At 70.4% G+C, this 16898-nt stretch carries 13 protein-coding genes; 5 read left to right on the top strand and 8 right to left on the bottom strand.

Going from position 1 to position 16898, the window contains the following annotated elements:
- Window positions 1-23: 23 nt before the first annotated feature.
- From ACT3UL_RS02570 to ACT3UL_RS02555, 4 genes are read right to left on the bottom strand one after another with little or no spacing between them, the layout of a single operon-like run.
- Complete coding sequence (locus tag ACT3UL_RS02570) at window positions 24-362, bottom strand: non-heme iron oxygenase ferredoxin subunit (RefSeq protein ID WP_444576568.1); 339 nt, start codon at window positions 360-362, stop codon at window positions 24-26.
- Window positions 362-1681: a Fe-S cluster assembly protein SufD gene (gene sufD / locus ACT3UL_RS02565; protein WP_444576567.1), complete on the bottom strand. Its 1320-nt coding sequence runs from the start codon at window positions 1679-1681 to the stop codon at window positions 362-364. Before sufD ends, ACT3UL_RS02570 begins: the two co-directional genes overlap by 1 nt.
- Window positions 1681-3108, bottom strand: coding sequence for a Fe-S cluster assembly protein SufB (gene sufB, locus ACT3UL_RS02560; RefSeq protein WP_444576566.1), 1428 nt, complete (start codon window positions 3106-3108; stop codon window positions 1681-1683). Before sufB ends, sufD begins: the two co-directional genes overlap by 1 nt.
- Window positions 3105-3842 carry a helix-turn-helix transcriptional regulator gene (locus ACT3UL_RS02555; RefSeq protein WP_444576565.1) on the bottom strand — a complete coding sequence of 246 codons (738 nt, stop codon included), beginning with the start codon at window positions 3840-3842 and terminating at the stop codon, window positions 3105-3107. The genes sufB and ACT3UL_RS02555 overlap by 4 nt, the downstream gene beginning before the upstream one ends.
- Before the next feature lie 333 nt (window positions 3843-4175).
- Here ACT3UL_RS02555 and ACT3UL_RS02550 point away from each other — a divergent pair, with 333 nt between their 5' ends.
- The 5 genes from ACT3UL_RS02550 (at window position 4176) to map (ending at window position 9194) form a co-directional block, all read left to right on the top strand.
- Window positions 4176-5258 (top strand): glutathione S-transferase family protein, encoded by a 1083-nt coding sequence (locus ACT3UL_RS02550; RefSeq protein ID WP_444576564.1) that lies wholly within the window; start codon window positions 4176-4178, stop codon window positions 5256-5258.
- A 153-nt stretch (window positions 5259-5411) separates the two neighbouring features.
- Window positions 5412-6362 (top strand): ABC transporter ATP-binding protein, encoded by a 951-nt coding sequence (locus ACT3UL_RS02545; RefSeq protein ID WP_444576563.1) that lies wholly within the window; start codon window positions 5412-5414, stop codon window positions 6360-6362.
- Window positions 6359-7198, top strand: coding sequence for an ABC transporter permease (locus ACT3UL_RS02540; protein WP_444576562.1), 840 nt, complete (start codon window positions 6359-6361; stop codon window positions 7196-7198). Before ACT3UL_RS02545 ends, ACT3UL_RS02540 begins: the two co-directional genes overlap by 4 nt.
- Before the next feature lie 86 nt (window positions 7199-7284).
- Window positions 7285-8376 carry a COX15/CtaA family protein gene (locus ACT3UL_RS02535; protein ID WP_444576561.1) on the top strand — a complete coding sequence of 364 codons (1092 nt, stop codon included), beginning with the start codon at window positions 7285-7287 and terminating at the stop codon, window positions 8374-8376.
- On the top strand, window positions 8373-9194 hold the full coding sequence (map, locus tag ACT3UL_RS02530) for a type I methionyl aminopeptidase (protein ID WP_444576560.1): 822 nt from the start codon (window positions 8373-8375) through the stop codon (window positions 9192-9194). Before ACT3UL_RS02535 ends, map begins: the two co-directional genes overlap by 4 nt.
- 41 nt (window positions 9195-9235) lie before the next feature.
- On the opposite strand, the gene ACT3UL_RS02525 is transcribed toward map, so the two are convergent.
- The 4 genes from ACT3UL_RS02525 to ACT3UL_RS02510 all read right to left on the bottom strand — a co-directional run.
- A complete protein-coding gene (locus tag ACT3UL_RS02525; protein ID WP_444576559.1) occupies window positions 9236-11131 on the bottom strand; it encodes a 1-deoxy-D-xylulose-5-phosphate synthase in 1896 nt (631 codons plus the stop codon).
- Window positions 11132-11480: 349 nt separating this feature from the next.
- On the bottom strand, window positions 11481-14258 hold the full coding sequence (acnA, locus tag ACT3UL_RS02520; protein WP_444576558.1) for an aconitate hydratase AcnA: 2778 nt from the start codon (window positions 14256-14258) through the stop codon (window positions 11481-11483).
- A gap of 275 nt (window positions 14259-14533) precedes the next feature.
- Window positions 14534-15850: a class I SAM-dependent RNA methyltransferase gene (locus ACT3UL_RS02515; protein WP_444576557.1), complete on the bottom strand. Its 1317-nt coding sequence runs from the start codon at window positions 15848-15850 to the stop codon at window positions 14534-14536.
- A 161-nt stretch (window positions 15851-16011) separates the two neighbouring features.
- Window positions 16012-16898: DUF3159 domain-containing protein (locus ACT3UL_RS02510; RefSeq protein WP_444576556.1), on the bottom strand; the 887-nt coding region annotated here is incomplete at its 5' end.

Here is a 16898-nt window from a genome sequence, read left to right as displayed (position 1 = left end):
CCGACAGACGGTGCCCGGAGTGTTCAGGTGGCGGGTGCTGCGGTCGGATCCACGAGGATCTCGCCGCTGCTCTCGTCGATGCGCACGGGGAACACCCGCACGGGGAGGACCGCCGGAAGCTGCAGAGGACGACCTGTGACCAGGTCGAACTGGCTGCCGTGCTTCCAGCACTCGATGGTGCATCCCTCGACGTCGCCATCGCTCAGCGCGATCTCGTCGTGCGAGCAGATGTCCTCGACGGCATGGACGCCGCCGTCCTCGGCGCGCACCAGGGCGATCTCGACGCCGCCGGCGACGACATCGACCGCCTCGCCGGGGGCGAGGGAGTCCAGGGTGGCGACGGGGACGAAGGCGTCCGACATCAGTTCATGCTCCGGGCGAGCTCGGACTCGATGGACGCGGAGAGGTGCTCCCGGATCTCCGGGACGTCGATCCGCTGGATCAGCTCGGCGAAGAAGCCTCGCACGACCAGGCGGCGGGCCTCGAGCTCGGGGATCCCGCGGGCACGCAGGTAGAAGAGCTGCTCGTCGTCGAAGCGACCGGTGGCGGCGGCGTGGCCGGCTCCCTCGATCTCTCCGGTCTCGATCTCCAGGTTCGGCACCGAGTCGGCGCGTGCGCCCTCGGTGAGAATCAGGTTGCGGTTGAGCTCATAGGTGTTGGTGCCCTCGGCCTCCTTGCGGATCAGCACGTCGCCGACCCACACGGAGCGTGCCTTCTTCCCCTGCAACGCGCCCTTGTAGGCCACGTTGGAGGTGCAGTTCGGGGCCGCATGGTCCACGAACAGGCGGTGCTCGAGGAACTGGTCCTCATCGGAGAAGTACAGCCCGATGTTCTCGACCTCGCCACCGGGAGCTGCGAACTCGCCGATCGCGTTGACGCGCACGGCGCTGCCGCCGAGCGAGACCACGATGTGCTTGATCTTCGCGTCACGCCCCACGCGGGCGTGGTGCGTGGAGATGTGCAGCGCGTCGTCGTCCCAGTCCTGCAGGGTGATGACGGTCATCTGCGAGTTGTCGCCGACGATCATCTCGACGTTCTGCGCGTACTGCGCGGAACCGGTGTGGTTGAGCACGAAGGTCGCCGAGGACGACTCCTTCGTCTCCAGCACGATGTGGGCGTTGCCGCGCCGGTCCGCCCCGCGCCCGGCCACCTCGACCTGGAACGGTGCCTCGTAGGCCGCATTCTTCGCAGCCACCAGGTACAGCGCCTGCTCGGTGCGGGCCGAGGCGATCGCGGTGGGGAGGTCCTCGGGAACCAGTGCGGTGCCACGGGGCGCCTCGCCGGGGGCGAGGGTGGCGACGTCGGGCGCACCCTCGGGAACCGTGACGTCGTAGCTGAGGGCCGGATCGCCCTCGCGGTCGTCGGTCGCGGCGTCCTCGAACAGCGGCGCGAAGCGGCGCAGCGGGGTGAAGCGCCACTCCTCGATGTCGCTCTTGGGGCGGGGATGCTCGCCGAGCTCGAACGAGCGCTTGCGGGCGCCGCGGTTCAGAGCGGCGCGGGCCGGCGTGCTCTCGTCCGGGAGGGCGAGGGCTTCGTCCTCGAGCTCGGGCGCGGAGGTGGTGTCCACCCCGTCCAGCGCGGTCTGGGCGGCGACGGGCGCCGCGCCGGCGGCGTGGCCGACGTTCTCATTGGCCGCGGGATCTCCCACGGTCTCGGCACCCTTGAGGTCTGCGGTGGTCATCAACCGACTGCTCCTTCCATCTGCAGCTCGATCAGGCGGTTCAGTTCGAGGGCGTACTCCATCGGGAGCTCGCGCGCGATGGGCTCGATGAACCCGCGCACGATCATGGCCATCGCCTCGGTCTCCTCCATGCCACGGCTCATCAGGTAGAAGAGCTGCTCCTCGGAGACCTTCGAGACGGTCGCCTCGTGACCCATCTGGACGTCGTCGACGCGCACGTCGACGTAGGGGTAGGTGTCGGTGCGCGAGATCTGGTCCACCAGCAGCGCATCGCACAGCACGGTGGAGGCGGAGTGCTCGGCACCGGGCATGACCTGGACCAGGCCGCGGTAGGACGTACGACCGCCGCCGCGCGAGACCGACTTGGAGACGATCGAGCTCGTGGTGTGCGGAGCCATGTGGACCATCTTCGAGCCGGTGTCCTGGTTCTGCCCCTCGCCCGCGAAGGCGATCGACAGGGTCTCGCCACGGGCGTGCTCGCCCATCAGCCAGACGGCCGGGTACTTCATGGTGACCTTCGAGCCGATGTTGCCGTCGACCCACTCCATGGAGCCGCCCTGCTCGACCGTGGTGCGCTTGGTGACCAGGTTGTACACGTTGTTCGACCAGTTCTGGATGGTCGTGTACCGGACCTTGGCGTCCTTCTTCACGACGATCTCGACGACGGCCGAGTGCAAGGAGTCCGACTTGTAGATCGGCGCCGTGCAGCCCTCGACGTAGTGCACCGAGGAGCCCTCGTCGGCGATGATCAGCGTGCGCTCGAACTGGCCCATGTTCTCGGTGTTGATCCGGAAGTAGGCCTGCAGCGGGATCTCGACGTGGACGCCCTTGGGGACGTACACGAAGGAGCCGCCGGACCAGACCGCCGTGTTCAGCGCGGAGAAGGTGTTGTCCCCCGAGGGGATGACGGTGCCGAAGTACTCCTTGAACAGCTCCGGGTACTCCTTGAGCGCGGAGTCGGTGTCCAGGAAGACGACGCCCTGCTCCTCCAGGTCCTCACGGATCTGGTGGTAGACGACCTCGGACTCGTACTGGGCGGCGACGCCGGCGACGAGACGCTGCTTCTCGGCCTCGGGGATGCCGAGTCGGTCGTAGGTCTCCTTGATGTCCGCGGGCAGGTCCTCCCAGGAGGTGGCCTGCTTCTCGGTCGAGCGCACGAAGTACTTGATGTGGTCGAACGCAATGCCGGACAGGTCCGGTCCCCAGGTGGGCAGCGGCTTCTTGTAGAACAGCTTGAGGGCCTTGAGTCGACGCTCGAGCATCCACTCCGGCTCGTCCTTCCGCGCGGAGATGTCGCGCACGACGTCCTCGCTCAGGCCTCGGCGAGCGCTGGCGCCGGCTGAGTCCTCGTCGTGCCATCCGTAGGCGTACTGGCCCACGGAGTCGATGATCTCGTCCTGGGTCAGCTTTTCTGGTGCTGTCGTCATGGTGTCCTTCCCTCGGTGAGCGGAATGTGGGTCGTGCAGGCGTGGGCGCCCTGCGCCAGGGTGGCGAGGCGCTGGACGGGGGCTCCGACGATTCGGGAGACGACGCGGGTCTCTGCTTCGCACAGCTCGGGATGATCTGCGGCGACGTCGAGGACGGGGCAGCGTCCGTGGCACAGCTGTGCCGTCACGAGCGTACGGGGGTTGCTCCCTGATCGCGTGCTCGGGGTGGGCAGCGGGACATGCAGCGGACGCACCGTGGTGGCGTACCCGCGTGACGTGAGCAGCTCGGCGAGCAGCTCGACCTTGCGGACGAGCGTCACCGTCTCCCCTGCCGCCTCGCGGTCGGCGACCACCTGTGCGAGCTTCGACTCCCAGTCGGCGACCCGTCGGTCGGCGAGGCGGCTCACCGCATCGTCGCCTCCGAGCCGGGCGAGCTCGGCGACAGCCATCGCCGCGAGCTCGTCGTACCCGCCCGTGTAGCCCTCGTGGGCGAACTTCGTGAGCACGAAGGCCTTGCTCGGGCGACCGCGGCCGCGGTGCGCGACGGGCATGTCGTGCTCGGCGATGACCTCGTCGGCCTCGAGGGCCGCGAGATGGCGGCGCACGGCCGCGCTCGTGAGGCCGAAACGCTCCGCGAGCTGGCGGGCGGTGATCGGTCCGTGCGCAGAGATCGCCTCGACGAGTCGGTCCCGCGTGGCGTGCGGGCCGGCTGGATCCAGATCCGAGACTGTCATCGGTGCATCACCCTCTTCCATCGACCGGATTTCATTTTACAACAGATGGCTTGCCAAATACCGGTGGAGGCGGTGTGCCGCACGGCACCAAGGGTGCCCTAACCTGCGAAATCAGGGTGATCGCCGCCAGCGCGAACCGCGCCCGCGCCTGCCTCCGAGCGCACCTCCGGCCACGTTCTCGACCACGCCCGGACCATGCCCTCGACCACGTCCTCGAACCAGCCCCCGAGTCCCGATCCCCACCATGCATCCCGCCCCGCTTCCAATTAATGCCAGTTTCAACTATCCTGCTCGTATCAGCGATCGAGCTCACGAGAGCGAGGAAGGAAGCACATGACCACGCAGGACAGCACCACCGACCGCGACGGCACCGCCGCAGAGCATTCCACCGAGGGCTCCTACGTCCACAAGGGCAAGCCCTTCGACCGCGACATGTCCTACATCTCCGACCGGATCACCCGCGACGGCCGCGACGGCTGGGCCGTGGAGCCAGGCCGCTACCGCCTCATCGCCGCTCGCGCCTGCCCATGGGCGAATCGGACCCTGATCTCCCGGCGGCTGCTCGGTCTCGAGGATGCCCTCTCGGTCGGCATGCCCGGCCCCACCCACGACAAGCGCTCCTGGACCTTCGACCTCGACGAGGGCGCTGTCGACCCCGTGCTCGGCTACGAGCGCCTCCAGCAGGCCTACTTCGCCCGCTTCCCCGACTACCCGCGCGGCATCACGGTCCCCGCCATCGTCGACATCCCCTCGAAGGCCGTCGTCACCAACGATTTCCAGCGCATCACCCTGGACTTCGCCACGCAGTGGACGGAGCTGCACCGCGAGGGCGCCCCCGACCTCTACCCCGAGGCGCAGCGCGAGGAGATCGACGCCCTCAGCACCTGGATGCTCCACCGGGTGAACAACGGGGTCTACAAGGTCGGCTTCGCCGGCAGCCAGGCGGACTACGAGAAGGCGTTCGGTGAGCTCTGGTCCGCCCTGGACGAGCTCGAGGAGCGACTGTCCCGCAGCCGGTACCTGATGGGCCCCTCGATCACCGAGGCCGATGTGCGGCTGTTCCCCACCCTGATCCGCTTCGACGCCGTCTATCACGGCCACTTCAAGGCGAACCGGCAGACGCTCGCCTCCATGCCGAACCTGTGGAACTACACCAAGGACCTGTTCCAGACCCCCGGTTTCGGCGACACCGTCGACTTCCAGCAGATCAAGGAGCACTACTACGTGGTGCACACCGACATCAACCCCACCCAGGTGGTGCCGCTCGGCCCGGACCTGACTCCCCTGCTGGATGCGCACGACCGCGACCGTCTCCCCACGAACACCTGGGGAGACGGAGGCACCGCTCCCCTGGCCCCGCTCGCGGCCGAGGTCGTCGACCCTGACCACACGCCGCTGCACGTCGTCGGCCGCTGACGCGGAGCGGTGAACACGGCGACCATCGCGCTGCCGACGCCGCGCCGCTCACGCCGCACCACGCGCCCCGCCGCCCGTCCCGGTGGCGGGGCGCCCACCGGTCCGGCGGGCCCTGCGCGCCGCGCAGGTGGTCGCGCCTACGATGGGTTCGCCATGACAGACGACATCACCGCTCCTGCGAGCACTCCCCCCACGGCGCTGCGCATCGAGGACCTCACGCACTCCTACGGTCCCGTCCGAGCCCTCGACGGCCTCACGCTCACTGCATTGCGGGGCGAGGTGACCGCCCTGCTGGGACCCAACGGAGCGGGCAAGACCACCGCCGTGTCCTGCGCGACCGGACTGCTGCGGGCGAGCGGCGGCACCGTGGAGGTGCTGGGCCGAGACCCCTGGAACGCGGGTCCCGAGCACCGGGCCCGCGTCGGGGTGATGATCCAGGACGGCGGTCTGGCGTCGGGCTCCCGCGCGATGCAGCTGCTGCGCTACGGCGCGAGCCTGCATGCAGACCCGCTCGACGTGGACCAGGTCGCCGAGCATCTCGGCATCGACGAGTTCGCCGACACCCTCGTGCGGCGCCTGTCCGGCGGCCAGCGTCAGCGTCTGGCACTTGCGCTCGCCATCGTGGGGCGCCCCGAGCTGATCTTCCTGGACGAGCCGACGGCCGGGATGGACCCCGCCATCCGTCGACGCGTACGGCACCTCATCCGTTCGCTGGCGGACACCGGCAGCGCCGTGGTCCTGACCACGCACATGATGGACGACGTGGTCGGCCTCGCCGATGCGGTATGCGTCATCGCCGGCGGCCGCACGGTCGCCTCCGGCTCGGTCCAGGACGTCATCACCGCCCATCGCGAGCACGAGGGAGTCGTCTCGGTCCGAGCGGTAGCCCACGGCGTGGATCCTGCCGCCGTCCCCGCCCTCGAGGCGGACCTGGCCGCCGCGGCCGCCCGCCACGGGGCCCGGCTCGAGATCACCGGCGCCGGTGCCGCGGACCTCGAAGCCGTCCTGCTGGACCTCATGGCGCCGCAGGCTGACATCGAGCACGGCCAGGACGACGGCGAGCAGGGCCAGGACGCCGTCACGCAGGAAGGGATGTCCCGATGAGCACGACCTCGCCCGAGCAGGGATCCACCTCGCCCGCTCCCGCCGATCCGGCCCGATCCGCCGATCCGGCCCGTCCCGCTGCCCGGCGACCGGCACCGGCCCCGCGGATCCGCCGGGTCCTCGCCCACACCGCGCTCGAGGCCCGCATCCTGCTCTCCAACGGCGAACAGCTGATGGTCGCGATCGCACTGCCCGCGATGGTGCTGATCGGACTGCGCCTGCTGCCGATCGGTCGCCTCGAGGGAGCGCAGCCCATCGAGACCGCGCTCGCCGCGACCCTGGGCACCGCCCTGATCTCGACGTCCTTCACCTCCCAGGCGATCCAGACCGGCTTCGACCGGCGCAACGGGGTGCTGCGCTGGGTGGCGACCACCCCGCTGGGACGCGACGGCTACCTCGCCGGCAAGATCCTCGCCACCCTGCTCGTGCACGTCGTCCAGGTGCTCGTGCTCGGGCTGCTGGCCATGATCCTCGGCTGGCGACCCGGCGCCCTCGAACTGCTCGCCGTGGTCCCGGTATGGCTCCTGGGCACCATCGCCTTCGGATCGCTCGGGCTGCTGGTCGCCGGGCTCCTGCGCACCGAGGCCGTGCTCGCCGTCTCCAACCTCGTATTCGTGATCCTGGTCGCCGCCGGCGGAATCGCCTTCCCCACCTCGAGCTATCCCGGACTGCTGCACGGCCTGGTCGATCTGCTGCCCTCCGGGGCGCTCGGCGAACTCCTGCGCGCCTGCCTCGCCGGCGGCGACGTCACCGGCGGCTCGATCATCGTGCTGATGCTGTGGGCGGCCGGCGGCAGCCTCGCGGTGGCGCGCTGGTTCCGCTGGACCTCGGTCTGATCGTGCCGCCGCAGATCTGAGCCGCAGATGTGAAAGGGATCGCCGCGATCACCGGAACCCCAGGGGAGGTTCCTACAATCGGAACCATGAACGATTCTCCGTCCGTCGCCGACGAGCAGACGGCCACCTCCCCTCGGATAGAGCGCGTCGGGCGGATGTCGCTGTCCGGAGAACGCACCCTCGGACTCTCCCCGACCGCCCGCGCCCGGATCGCGGCAGTCGTGTTCTGGGGGAACCTCGTCTGCCAGATCGGGATCATCGTCTCCGGCGGCGTCGTGCGGCTGACCAGCAGCGGACTGGGCTGCTCGACCTGGCCGAACTGCGAGCCCGGTCAGTTCACCCCCGAGCTCACGATGGAATCCGGGATCCATCCCTTCATCGAGTTCGGCAACCGGACGCTCACCGGGGTGCTCGGCGTCTTCGCCGTGGCGCTGCTGCTGATCGCCCTGCTGTGGCTGCGCCACAAGGGTCGGGCCGTGCTGTGGCTCGCCCTCACACCGCTGGCGGGCACCGCCCTGCAGGCGATCGTCGGAATGGTCGTCGTCAAGGCGGACCTCCACCCGGGTGTCGTCAGCCCGCACTTCCTCATCTCCCCCGTCCTCGTGGCCCTGTCCGCGCTGCTCCTGTACCGGCTGTACGACGGCGACGCCGCCCGCAGGCGCTCCGTGGTGCCCGCTGCGATGCACTGGATGAGCTGGGCCCTGGGCGTCATCGGCTTCGCGATCCTCGTGCTCGGAACCCTGGTCACCGGCACCGGTCCGCATTCGGGGGACGACGTCCACCCCGAGCGGCTCCCGTTCGACCCCCGCACGATCTCGTGGCTGCACGCCGACGCCGTGATGCTGTTCTGCGGCCTGCTCGTCGGGCTGCTCATCGCGCTGCACCTGATCGGGGCCCAGCGCCCCGCACGCCGGGCCGCCTGGGGGCTCGTCGGCGTCACCGCGTTCCAGGCCCTGATCGGCTACACGCAGTACTTCACGGGCCTGCCCGAGCTGCTCGTCGGCTTCCACATGCTCGGTGCCGGCCTGTTCGCCGCCGGCATCGCCTGGGTGGCCGTCTCGCTGTACACCTGGGACTCCCCCGCCCTCGGCGTCGACGGACCGGACTGGGCCGGGACCGTCGCCGACACCACGGCCGGGTCCTCCACGTCCACTGCTCCCGAGAGGAGCGCACGATGATCCTGGGACGACGCCGCCGCGCCGCGGAAGCCGACCTGCCCACCCTCGACCAGGCGCGGCCCGCCGGCGAGTTCGTCGCCTCGGTGCTCTCGCACCTGCGCGAGGTCGTCGACGTCGGCTGGAACCTCCTGGAGGTCGACGCCGAGGCCCACCGGCTGATCCGTGAGGCCGGGGCGACGAGCTGCTACATCGACTATCACCCCGTCTTCGGCGCCTCCCCGTTCGGGTACGTCATCTGCACCTCGGTCAACGAGGGCGTGCTGCACGGCCGCCCCTACGATCGTGTGCTCGCTGACGGCGACCTGCTCTCCCTGGACTTCGCGGTCGAGGTCGAGGGATGGGTCGCCGATTCGTGCCTCTCGATCACCGTGGGCACGCCGCGCCCCGAGGACCAGCAGCTGATCCGCGACACCGAGCAGGTGATGTGGGCGGGCATCGATCAGGTGCGTGCCGGGGCCACGGTGGGCGATATCGGGCACGCGGTGATGAACGAGGCGCAATCCCTGGGCTACCTGATCAACGACCGCTTCGGCGGGCACGGCGTGGGACGGACCATGCACGAGGCGCCGTTCGTCCCGAACCACGGCACCCCCGGCGGCGGCGCAGAGCTCGTGGCCGGTCAGCTCATCACGGTCGAGCCGTTCCTGATCCCGACCACCGCCGATCTGGTGGTCGACGAGACCGACGGCTGGACGCAGCTCGCCGCCGACGGCTCGCGCGGCGCTCACGCCGAGCACACCCTCTACGTGACCGATGGCGATCCGATCATCCTCACCGCACGGTCCGACGATCCCTCGCCGCGGAGCTCGCAGGTCTGAGGCCCGGCGCCCCGCGGTCTCGGCTCCGGAAGCCGGACGCTCTACCGCAGGAGCGCGTCGAGGGTCCGGGAGATGCCGTCCGCGTCCAGTCCCTGCTCGGCCAGGATCGCGCCGCGCTTGGCCTGCGGGATGAACTCCTGGGCCACGCCGAGGGTCCGCACGGGAGGCGTCGGAACGCTCACCGTGGCACGTTCCCCGAGCTTCTGGGCGATCGCGGCCCCAATCCCTCGCGACCCGACGCCGTCCTCGAGCGTCACGACCGCCCGGGCCCGGGCGGCGAGGTCCAGCAGGTCCTCGGTGATCGGCAGCGCGCGCACCGGATCCAGGACGACGATGTTGCCGGGAGTGCTCGACGCGTTCCGTGCTCTGGCGGCGTCCACGGCCCGATCGGCGAGGGCGCCGACGCTGAGGATCAGGGCGTCGATCGGAGCCTCGATGTTCCCGGCGAGAACGTCCCCGGCGGGAACGGCGGCGAGGGCCGGGACCTCGGGCGGGCAGGCGCCCTTGGGATAGCGCACCAGCGAGGGGCCCTCGACGGCCACGGCGGAGGCGACCGCCGCGTCCAGGCGGGCTGCGTCTCGGGGCGCCCACACCTGCAGCCCGGGGATCTGCGCCGCCACGGAGAGGTCCCAGATGCCGTGATGGCTGGGGCCGTCGTCACCGGTCACTCCGGCGCGGTCCAGAGTGATCGTGACGTCCTCCCCATGGAGGGCGACATCCAGCAGCAGCTGGTCGAAGGCGCGGTTCAGGAAGGTCGCGTACAGGCCGACGACGGGCTTCGCCCCGCCCCGGGAGAGGCCGGCGGCCGTGTCCAGGGCGAGCTGCTCCGCGATGCCGACGTCGATCACGCGCGAGGGCATCTCGCGCTGCAGCGGGGTCAGTCCCACCGGGTCGACCATCGCCGCGCTGAGGGCGACCACCCGGTCGTCGGCCCGGGCCGCAGTGAGGAGCGCCGTGCCGACGCGGGAGGTCCAGGTCTCCGTCTCCGTCTCCGTCTCCGCGCGGGCGGGAGCATCACCGGGCAGAACGACATCCGGCTCACGGGCCGGCTCCAGCTCGAACGGACCGGTCGCGTGCCAATGGTCGATCACATCGTCCTCGGCGCGGGAGAAGCCCGCTCCCTTCCGTGTCACCACGTGCAGCACGACCCCGGCCCGGGAGGAATCCTCGGCGGCCTCGCGGGAGAGCTCCAGCGCCCGGGCCAGGGCCACGTGGTCATGTCCGTCGATCGGGCCGAGGTAGGTCAGGCCGAGAGAGGTGAACACATCGGCGCCAGCGGCGACGGAGCCCTCGCGCAGCGCCTCCAGATGGTGGGCGAGGCCGCCGACGGTCGGGGCATAGGAGCGGGTGTTGTCGTTGAGCACCACGATCGTGCGGGAACCAGTGTCGGAGGCGAGCACGTTGAGCGCTTCGAGCCCGACGCCGCCGGTCAGGGCGCCGTCACCGATCACGGCGACGGAGACGCCCTCCTCACCGGCGTGCCGGTGCGCCCGGTCGATGCCGTGAGCCCAGGCGATGGAGCCCGAGGCGTGGGAGTTCTCGACCACGTCGTGCGCGGATTCTCCGCGGTCGGGATAGCCGGACACTCCCCCGGCGGTGCGCAGCCCGGGCAGGTCTGCGCGCCCGGTGAGCATCTTGTGGACGTAGGCCTGGTGGCCGGTGTCGAAGACGATCGCCTCGTGCGGGGAGCGGATCTCGCGGTGCAGGGCGATGGTCAGCTCGACGACGCCGAGGTTCGGCCCCAGATGGCCTCCGGTGCGCGAGGTGATCTCGACCAGTCGTCGCCTCAGGGTGCGGGCGAGGCCGGGCAGGTCCGTGGCGGGCAGTGCCCGCAGCTCCTCGAGCGTCGCCGGGATCGTCACGGCGCGAGGGCCGGCCATCTCCGCAGTGGGGAGGGCAACGGCTTCCTGCATGGGATGCTCTCGGGTCGTCGACACGGGCGATCCTCCATCGGCCTGGGGACGGGACTCGACCAGCGTACGTCGTCCTGACCTGTACTGACGGGCAGCATGGTCACATCTGTGCACATCTTCACCGGGGTTTCACGGGCAGGAGCGGCGGTGTGCATCACGGTGCAGAGCGGGCGCGCAATGGTGCATGCGAGAAGCTCTCGGTCGCGTCTCGTCGCCTGCTGGACCGGGAACCATCCGGACTCGACCCCTCAGGACGACAGCGCGCCCCGACCCACGAGGGGTCGGGGCGCGGAGGCCGAGCAGTCACTGCCCGAGCGGCCGAAGACCGTGTCGAGGTCGGAAGCGGCTCCGTGCCGCTCCCGACCTGGACGGGTCAGGCGGCGACGAGCTGACGCAGCACGTACTGCAAGATGCCGCCGTTGCGGAAGTACTCCGCCTCACCGGGGGTGTCGATGCGCAGGACCGCGTCGAACTCCACCGTGGTGCCGTCCTCCTTCGAGGCGACGACCGAGACCGTCTTCGGGGTGGTGCCCTCGTTCAGGGCGGTCACGCCCGTCACCGAGAAGGTCTCGGTGCCGTCCAGTCCCAGCGACGCGGCGGACTCGCCGGCGGGGTACTGCAGGGGCAGCACGCCCATGCCGATGAGGTTCGAGCGGTGGATGCGCTCGTAGCTCTCGGCGATGACGACCTGGACGCCGAGGAGCTTGGTGCCCTTGGCCGCCCAGTCGCGCGAGGAGCCGGTGCCGTACTCCTTACCGGCCAGGACGACCAGCGGGATGTCCTTCTCGGCGTAGGCCTGGGCCGCGTCGTAGATGAACTCCTGCTCACCGGTCAGCAGGTTCTTCGTGTATCCGCCCTCGACGCCGTCGAGCAGCTCGTTCTTGATGCGGATGTTCGCGAAGGTGCCACGGATCATGATCTCGTGGTTGCCGCGCCGCGAGCCGTAGGAGTTGAAGTCCTTGCGGGCCACTCCGTGCTCCTGCAGGTAGCGACCGGCCGGGGAGTCCAGCTTGATCGCGCCGGCGGGCGAGATGTGGTCGGTCGTGGTCGAGTCGCCGACCTTGACCAGCACGCGCGCACCCTCGATGTCGCTGACGGGCTCCGGGGTCAGGCCCATGCCCTCGAAGTACGGGGGCTTGCGCACGTAGGTGGACTCGCCGTCCCAGGCGAAGGTGGCGCCCTCGGGGGTGTCGAGCCCCCTCCAGCGCTCGTCGCCGGTGAAGACGTCCCGGTAGTCCTCGGTGAACATCTCCTGGGAGATGGACTCGGCGATGACCTTCTCGACCTCGGTGGGGCTGGGCCACAGGTCGCGGAGGTAGACCTCGTTGCCGTCCTTGTCGGTGCCCAGGGAATCGTTCTCGAAGTCGAAGTCCATGGTGCCGGCGAGGGCGTAGGCGATGACCAGCGGCGGGGAGGCCAGGTAGTTCATCTTCACGTCGGGGTTGATGCGACCCTCGAAGTTGCGGTTGCCCGAGAGCACCGCGGTGACGGCCAGGTCCTTCTCGGCGATCGCGTCGGAGATCTCCTGGTCCAGGGGGCCGGAGTTGCCGATGCAGGTGGTGCAGCCGTAGCCGACCAGGTGGAAGCCGAGCTCCTCCAGGGCGGGCCACAGACCGGCCTTGGTGTAGTAGTTCGTGACGACCTGGGACCCGGGGGCCATCGAGGTCTTGACCCACGGCTTCGAGGTGAGTCCCCGATCGGCGGCGTTGCGGGCCAGCAGGCCGGCCGCCATCATCACCGACGGGTTCGAGGTGTTGGTGCAGGACGTGATCGAGGCGATCGAGACGATGCCGTGGTCGATCGAGTAGTCCGTGCCGGCGACCTGGACCGGGTCCGAGGCCCGACCGGCGACATGCTGGTGCGTCGGCGCCTGACCGCCGGACTCGTTGTCCGAGTCGGGGGTGGCAGGGTCCGATGCGGGGAACGAGCCGTCGCCGTTGCCGGGCGTCGGGTGACCGGTGGCGTAGGACGGCAGGACCTCCCGGAAGGACTCCTTGGCCTCGGTGAGCACGATGCGGTCCTGGGGACGCTTCGGGCCGGCGATCGAGGGAACCACGGTGGACAGGTCCAGCTCGAGGTACTCCGAGTACACGGCCTCCTTGGAGGGGTCGTGCCACAGGCCCTGGCGCTTGGCGTAGTCCTCGACCAGCGCGAGCTGCTCCTCGGAGCGGCCGGTCAGCCGCATGTAGTCGACGGTGACGTCGTCGATCGGGAAGATCGCGCAGGTGGAGCCGAATTCGGGGCTCATGTTGCCGATCGTGGCGCGGTTGGCCAGCGGGACCTGGGTGACGCCCTCGCCGTAGAACTCCACGAACTTGCCGACGGCTCCGTGCTTGCGGAGCATCTCGGTGATCGTGAGCACCACATCGGTGGCGGTCGCGGCCGGCGGGATCTCGCCGGTCAGCTTGAAGCCGACCACGCGCGGGATGAGCATGGAGACGGGCTGGCCCAGCATCGCGGCCTCGGCCTCGATGCCGCCGACGCCCCAGCCGAGCACACCCAGGCCGTTGACCATCGTGGTGTGCGAGTCGGTGCCGACGCAGGAGTCGGGGTAGGCGCGCAGAACGCCGTCCACCTCGCGCGTCATGACGGTGCGGGCCAGGTACTCGATGTTGACCTGGTGGACGATGCCGGTGCCCGGGGGGACGACCTTGAAGTCGTCGAAGGCGGTCTGGCCCCAGCGCAGGAACTGGTAGCGCTCACGGTTGCGCTCGTACTCGAGCTCCATGTTCTTCTCGAGCGCGTCCAGTCGCCCGGCGACGTCGATCATGACGGAGTGGTCGATGACCATCTCGGCCGGGGCGAGAGGGTTGATCTTCTCGGGATCGCCGCCCAGGTCCCGCATGGCCTCGCGCATGGTGGCGAGGTCGACCACGCAGGGGACACCGGTGAAGTCCTGCATGATCACGCGGCCCGGGGTGAACTGGATCTCGATCGACGGATCCGCGGCGGGGTCCCAGCTCGCCAGTGCCCGCACGTGGTCGGCGGTGATGTTGGCACCGTCCTCGGTGCGCAGCAGGTTCTCGAGGAGGATCTTGAGGCTGTACGGAAGCTTGTCGGCGCCTTCGACGGCGTCGAGCGCGAAGATCTCGTAGTCGGTCCCACCGACGGTGAGATCCTGCTTCGCAGAGAATGAGTTGGCGGTGCTCATGGGGTGAACTCCTTGGGTTGGGGCGACCCCACCATCGTAGGCTCGTCCGCCGCTGCGGACAGCCCGGCGCGGCGACCGTCGCGAGGACGGGCGGGGTGCGGGGTGATCAGGGGTCTCCGGGGGACGTCTCCCCGGGGTCGCCCGGGAAATATCTTGAAGTCAAGATAAGTCTACCACGGCGCGACGGCACTCCCGGACGGCCTTCCCGGACGGCCTTCCCGGACGATTCGACGACGGTTCCCGTCCGGCGCCCCGTCGCTCCGGAGCTCCGGCACTCAGGCGCGCTCGAGCACCGTCACGGACTCGACGTGGTGCGTATGCGGGAAAAGATCAAAGGCTCGCAGGTCCACGATCTTCCAGCCGGCCTTCTCCGCGAGGGCCAGGTCGCGGGCGAGCGTCGAGGGCTCGCAGGACACATAGACGATGCGCTGGCGCACGCTCTTGGTGAGCAGGCCGATGAGCTCCGCCCCGGCGCCGCTGCGCGGCGGATCCAGCACGACGACGTCGACGCCGCCGCGCCGGGCACGCACCCAGTCGACGACGTCGGCCGTGGCGGTGGAGACCTGCGGCAGATCCTCGAGATTCTCGGCGGCGAGCTGCGAGGCCCGTCGGTTGCCCTCGACCGTGATCACGGTGCCCTCGGGCCCGACCTGCTGGGCCGCGGTGGCCGCGAAGAGGCCGACCCCGCCGTAGAGGTCCCAGGCGCTGCCGCCGTGCGGTGCCTTCAACGTGCGCTCGACGACCTCGCTGAGCAGCTCGGCGGCGCGACGGTGCCCCTGCCAGAATCCGGTGGCGCTGACGGCGAACAGACGCTCGCCGACGCGCTCGTGCACCAGGCCGTCACCGCGCAGCGGGACCAGCCCGCGGCCGGTGCGCACGGCGACGTCCGCGTCGCCCCAGGCCTCGGGGATGACGACGGAGGCCGGGTCCAGGTCGCGGCCGATCAGCACCACGGAGGCGGGGCCGGCGGACGGTGCGACGGCGTCGATGGCCTCGGTCCCCTCGGGGGCGGTCCACTCCCCCAGCCGCAGGGCCCGGATCTCAGGGGATGCCAAGGGGTTCTCCCCGGCGTCGCGCACGTCGTGCGAGCGCCATCCGCGCATCCCGACCCGACCCTCGTCGTCCACGGCGAAGCGCACCCGTGTGCGCGAGCCGAGGCCGTCGAGGTCGTGGGGCGCGGGCTCGACCTGCACCTGCTCGATCGGATAGCTGGTCACTCCGGCGCGGCGCAGCAGCTCCTGCATCACCTCGCTGGCGATGCGCCGCTGGGCGGGCAGCGCGATGTGCGCCCACTCGGCACCGCCGACGCCGTCCACCGAGGATTCCTCCCAGATGGTCGGGACGCGGTCCACGCCGGCCTCGAGCACGTCGACGGCCTCGGCGCGCCAGAACCGGGCGTCGGCCTGCTTCTCGGGGTCGTCCAGGAGGCGGGCCGTGACGGTCTCCCCCGGGGCGGTCCCGCGCACGAACACCACTCGACCCTCGTGGCGGGCCACGAAGGTGCCGCCCGCGGCGGGAGGCCCGATGGTCAGGGTGAGGAGCCGTCCGCCTGCAGTGGGGGTGCTCGACATCGGCTCGGCCTCCATGCTCATCGTCCGCTCCCTCTCCGTCCACGGGCGCGCGCGCCCTCGCGGACCACCGCTGCCCGGTCTCGTGATGTTCTCCGACCGCGGCCTGTGCCGGGCGGAGTCTCGTCGGGTCCAGTGTCTCACCAGGCGGACCGATCCGAGAACACCACGCTCCGGGAACGCTGTCAGAGCTGCTCGCGGCGACCCAGCAGAGCGCGATGCATGAGCCATACCAGGTAGGCGATGACCGCGAAGGCCGGGAGCCCCATCGCGAGCTTCGCCACACCGAGCGCGGCGACGTGCCCGGTCAGCAGCAGCGGGACCTGCACGGCCAGCTTCGCCGCATACAGCCCGACGAACAGCAGCGTGGCCCGGGTGTAGACGCGGCGGGCATCGGGATCCGCCGCCCAGTCCTCGACCCGGGGATCGAGGACACCGACCAGCAGACCGATGAGCGGCCTGCGAGCGAGCACGGAGACGAGGAGCACGAGCAGGGAGACCGCGTTGATCGCGATGCCGGGAGCATAGAAGTCGGTGCCGTCGCCGGAGCGGATCGCCATCACCGCGCCGAGGGCGACCCCGATGAGCCCGCCGAGCACGGTCGCCGGGCTCTGACGCTGCGCGAGGCGGACGATCAGGAGAGCCGCGACCACGACCACCGCGGTCACGGACGCCGCGATCACCGACCGGCTCGCGACGAACACGACGATGAACAGCAGCGTGGGCAGCACCGACTCGGCGACGCCGCGAGGGCCGCCGACCGCACCGGCGACCGAGAAGTCCTCTTGCTGCAGGACCCCGCCGAGCCCGCTGCGCGGGGAGGCCGGGTCTGATGGCGCGGAAGCGGACGGGTCTGCCGACGCGGGCGAGGACGCGTCTGCCGACGCGTCATCGGACGGGGCGGTCGGGGTGGGTCCGGCCGCTGCTGTGGGCCCGACTGCTGCGGTGGGCGCGATCGGTCGCTCCGTCTCCGCGCTGCCGCTGTCCCGGTGTCGAGCCGTCTCCCCGGCGCGAGCCTGGTGGGAACCGGCAGCCTCGGGGACGTCGGCATCTTCTGGAACGTCGACGGCTT

It is taken from the genome of Brachybacterium sp. 107 (assembly GCF_052379725.1).
Lineage (GTDB): Bacteria > Actinomycetota > Actinomycetes > Actinomycetales > Dermabacteraceae > Brachybacterium.
The sequence above is the reverse complement of the archived record's forward strand: the minus strand, read 5'-3'. Positions and strand labels throughout refer to the sequence as shown.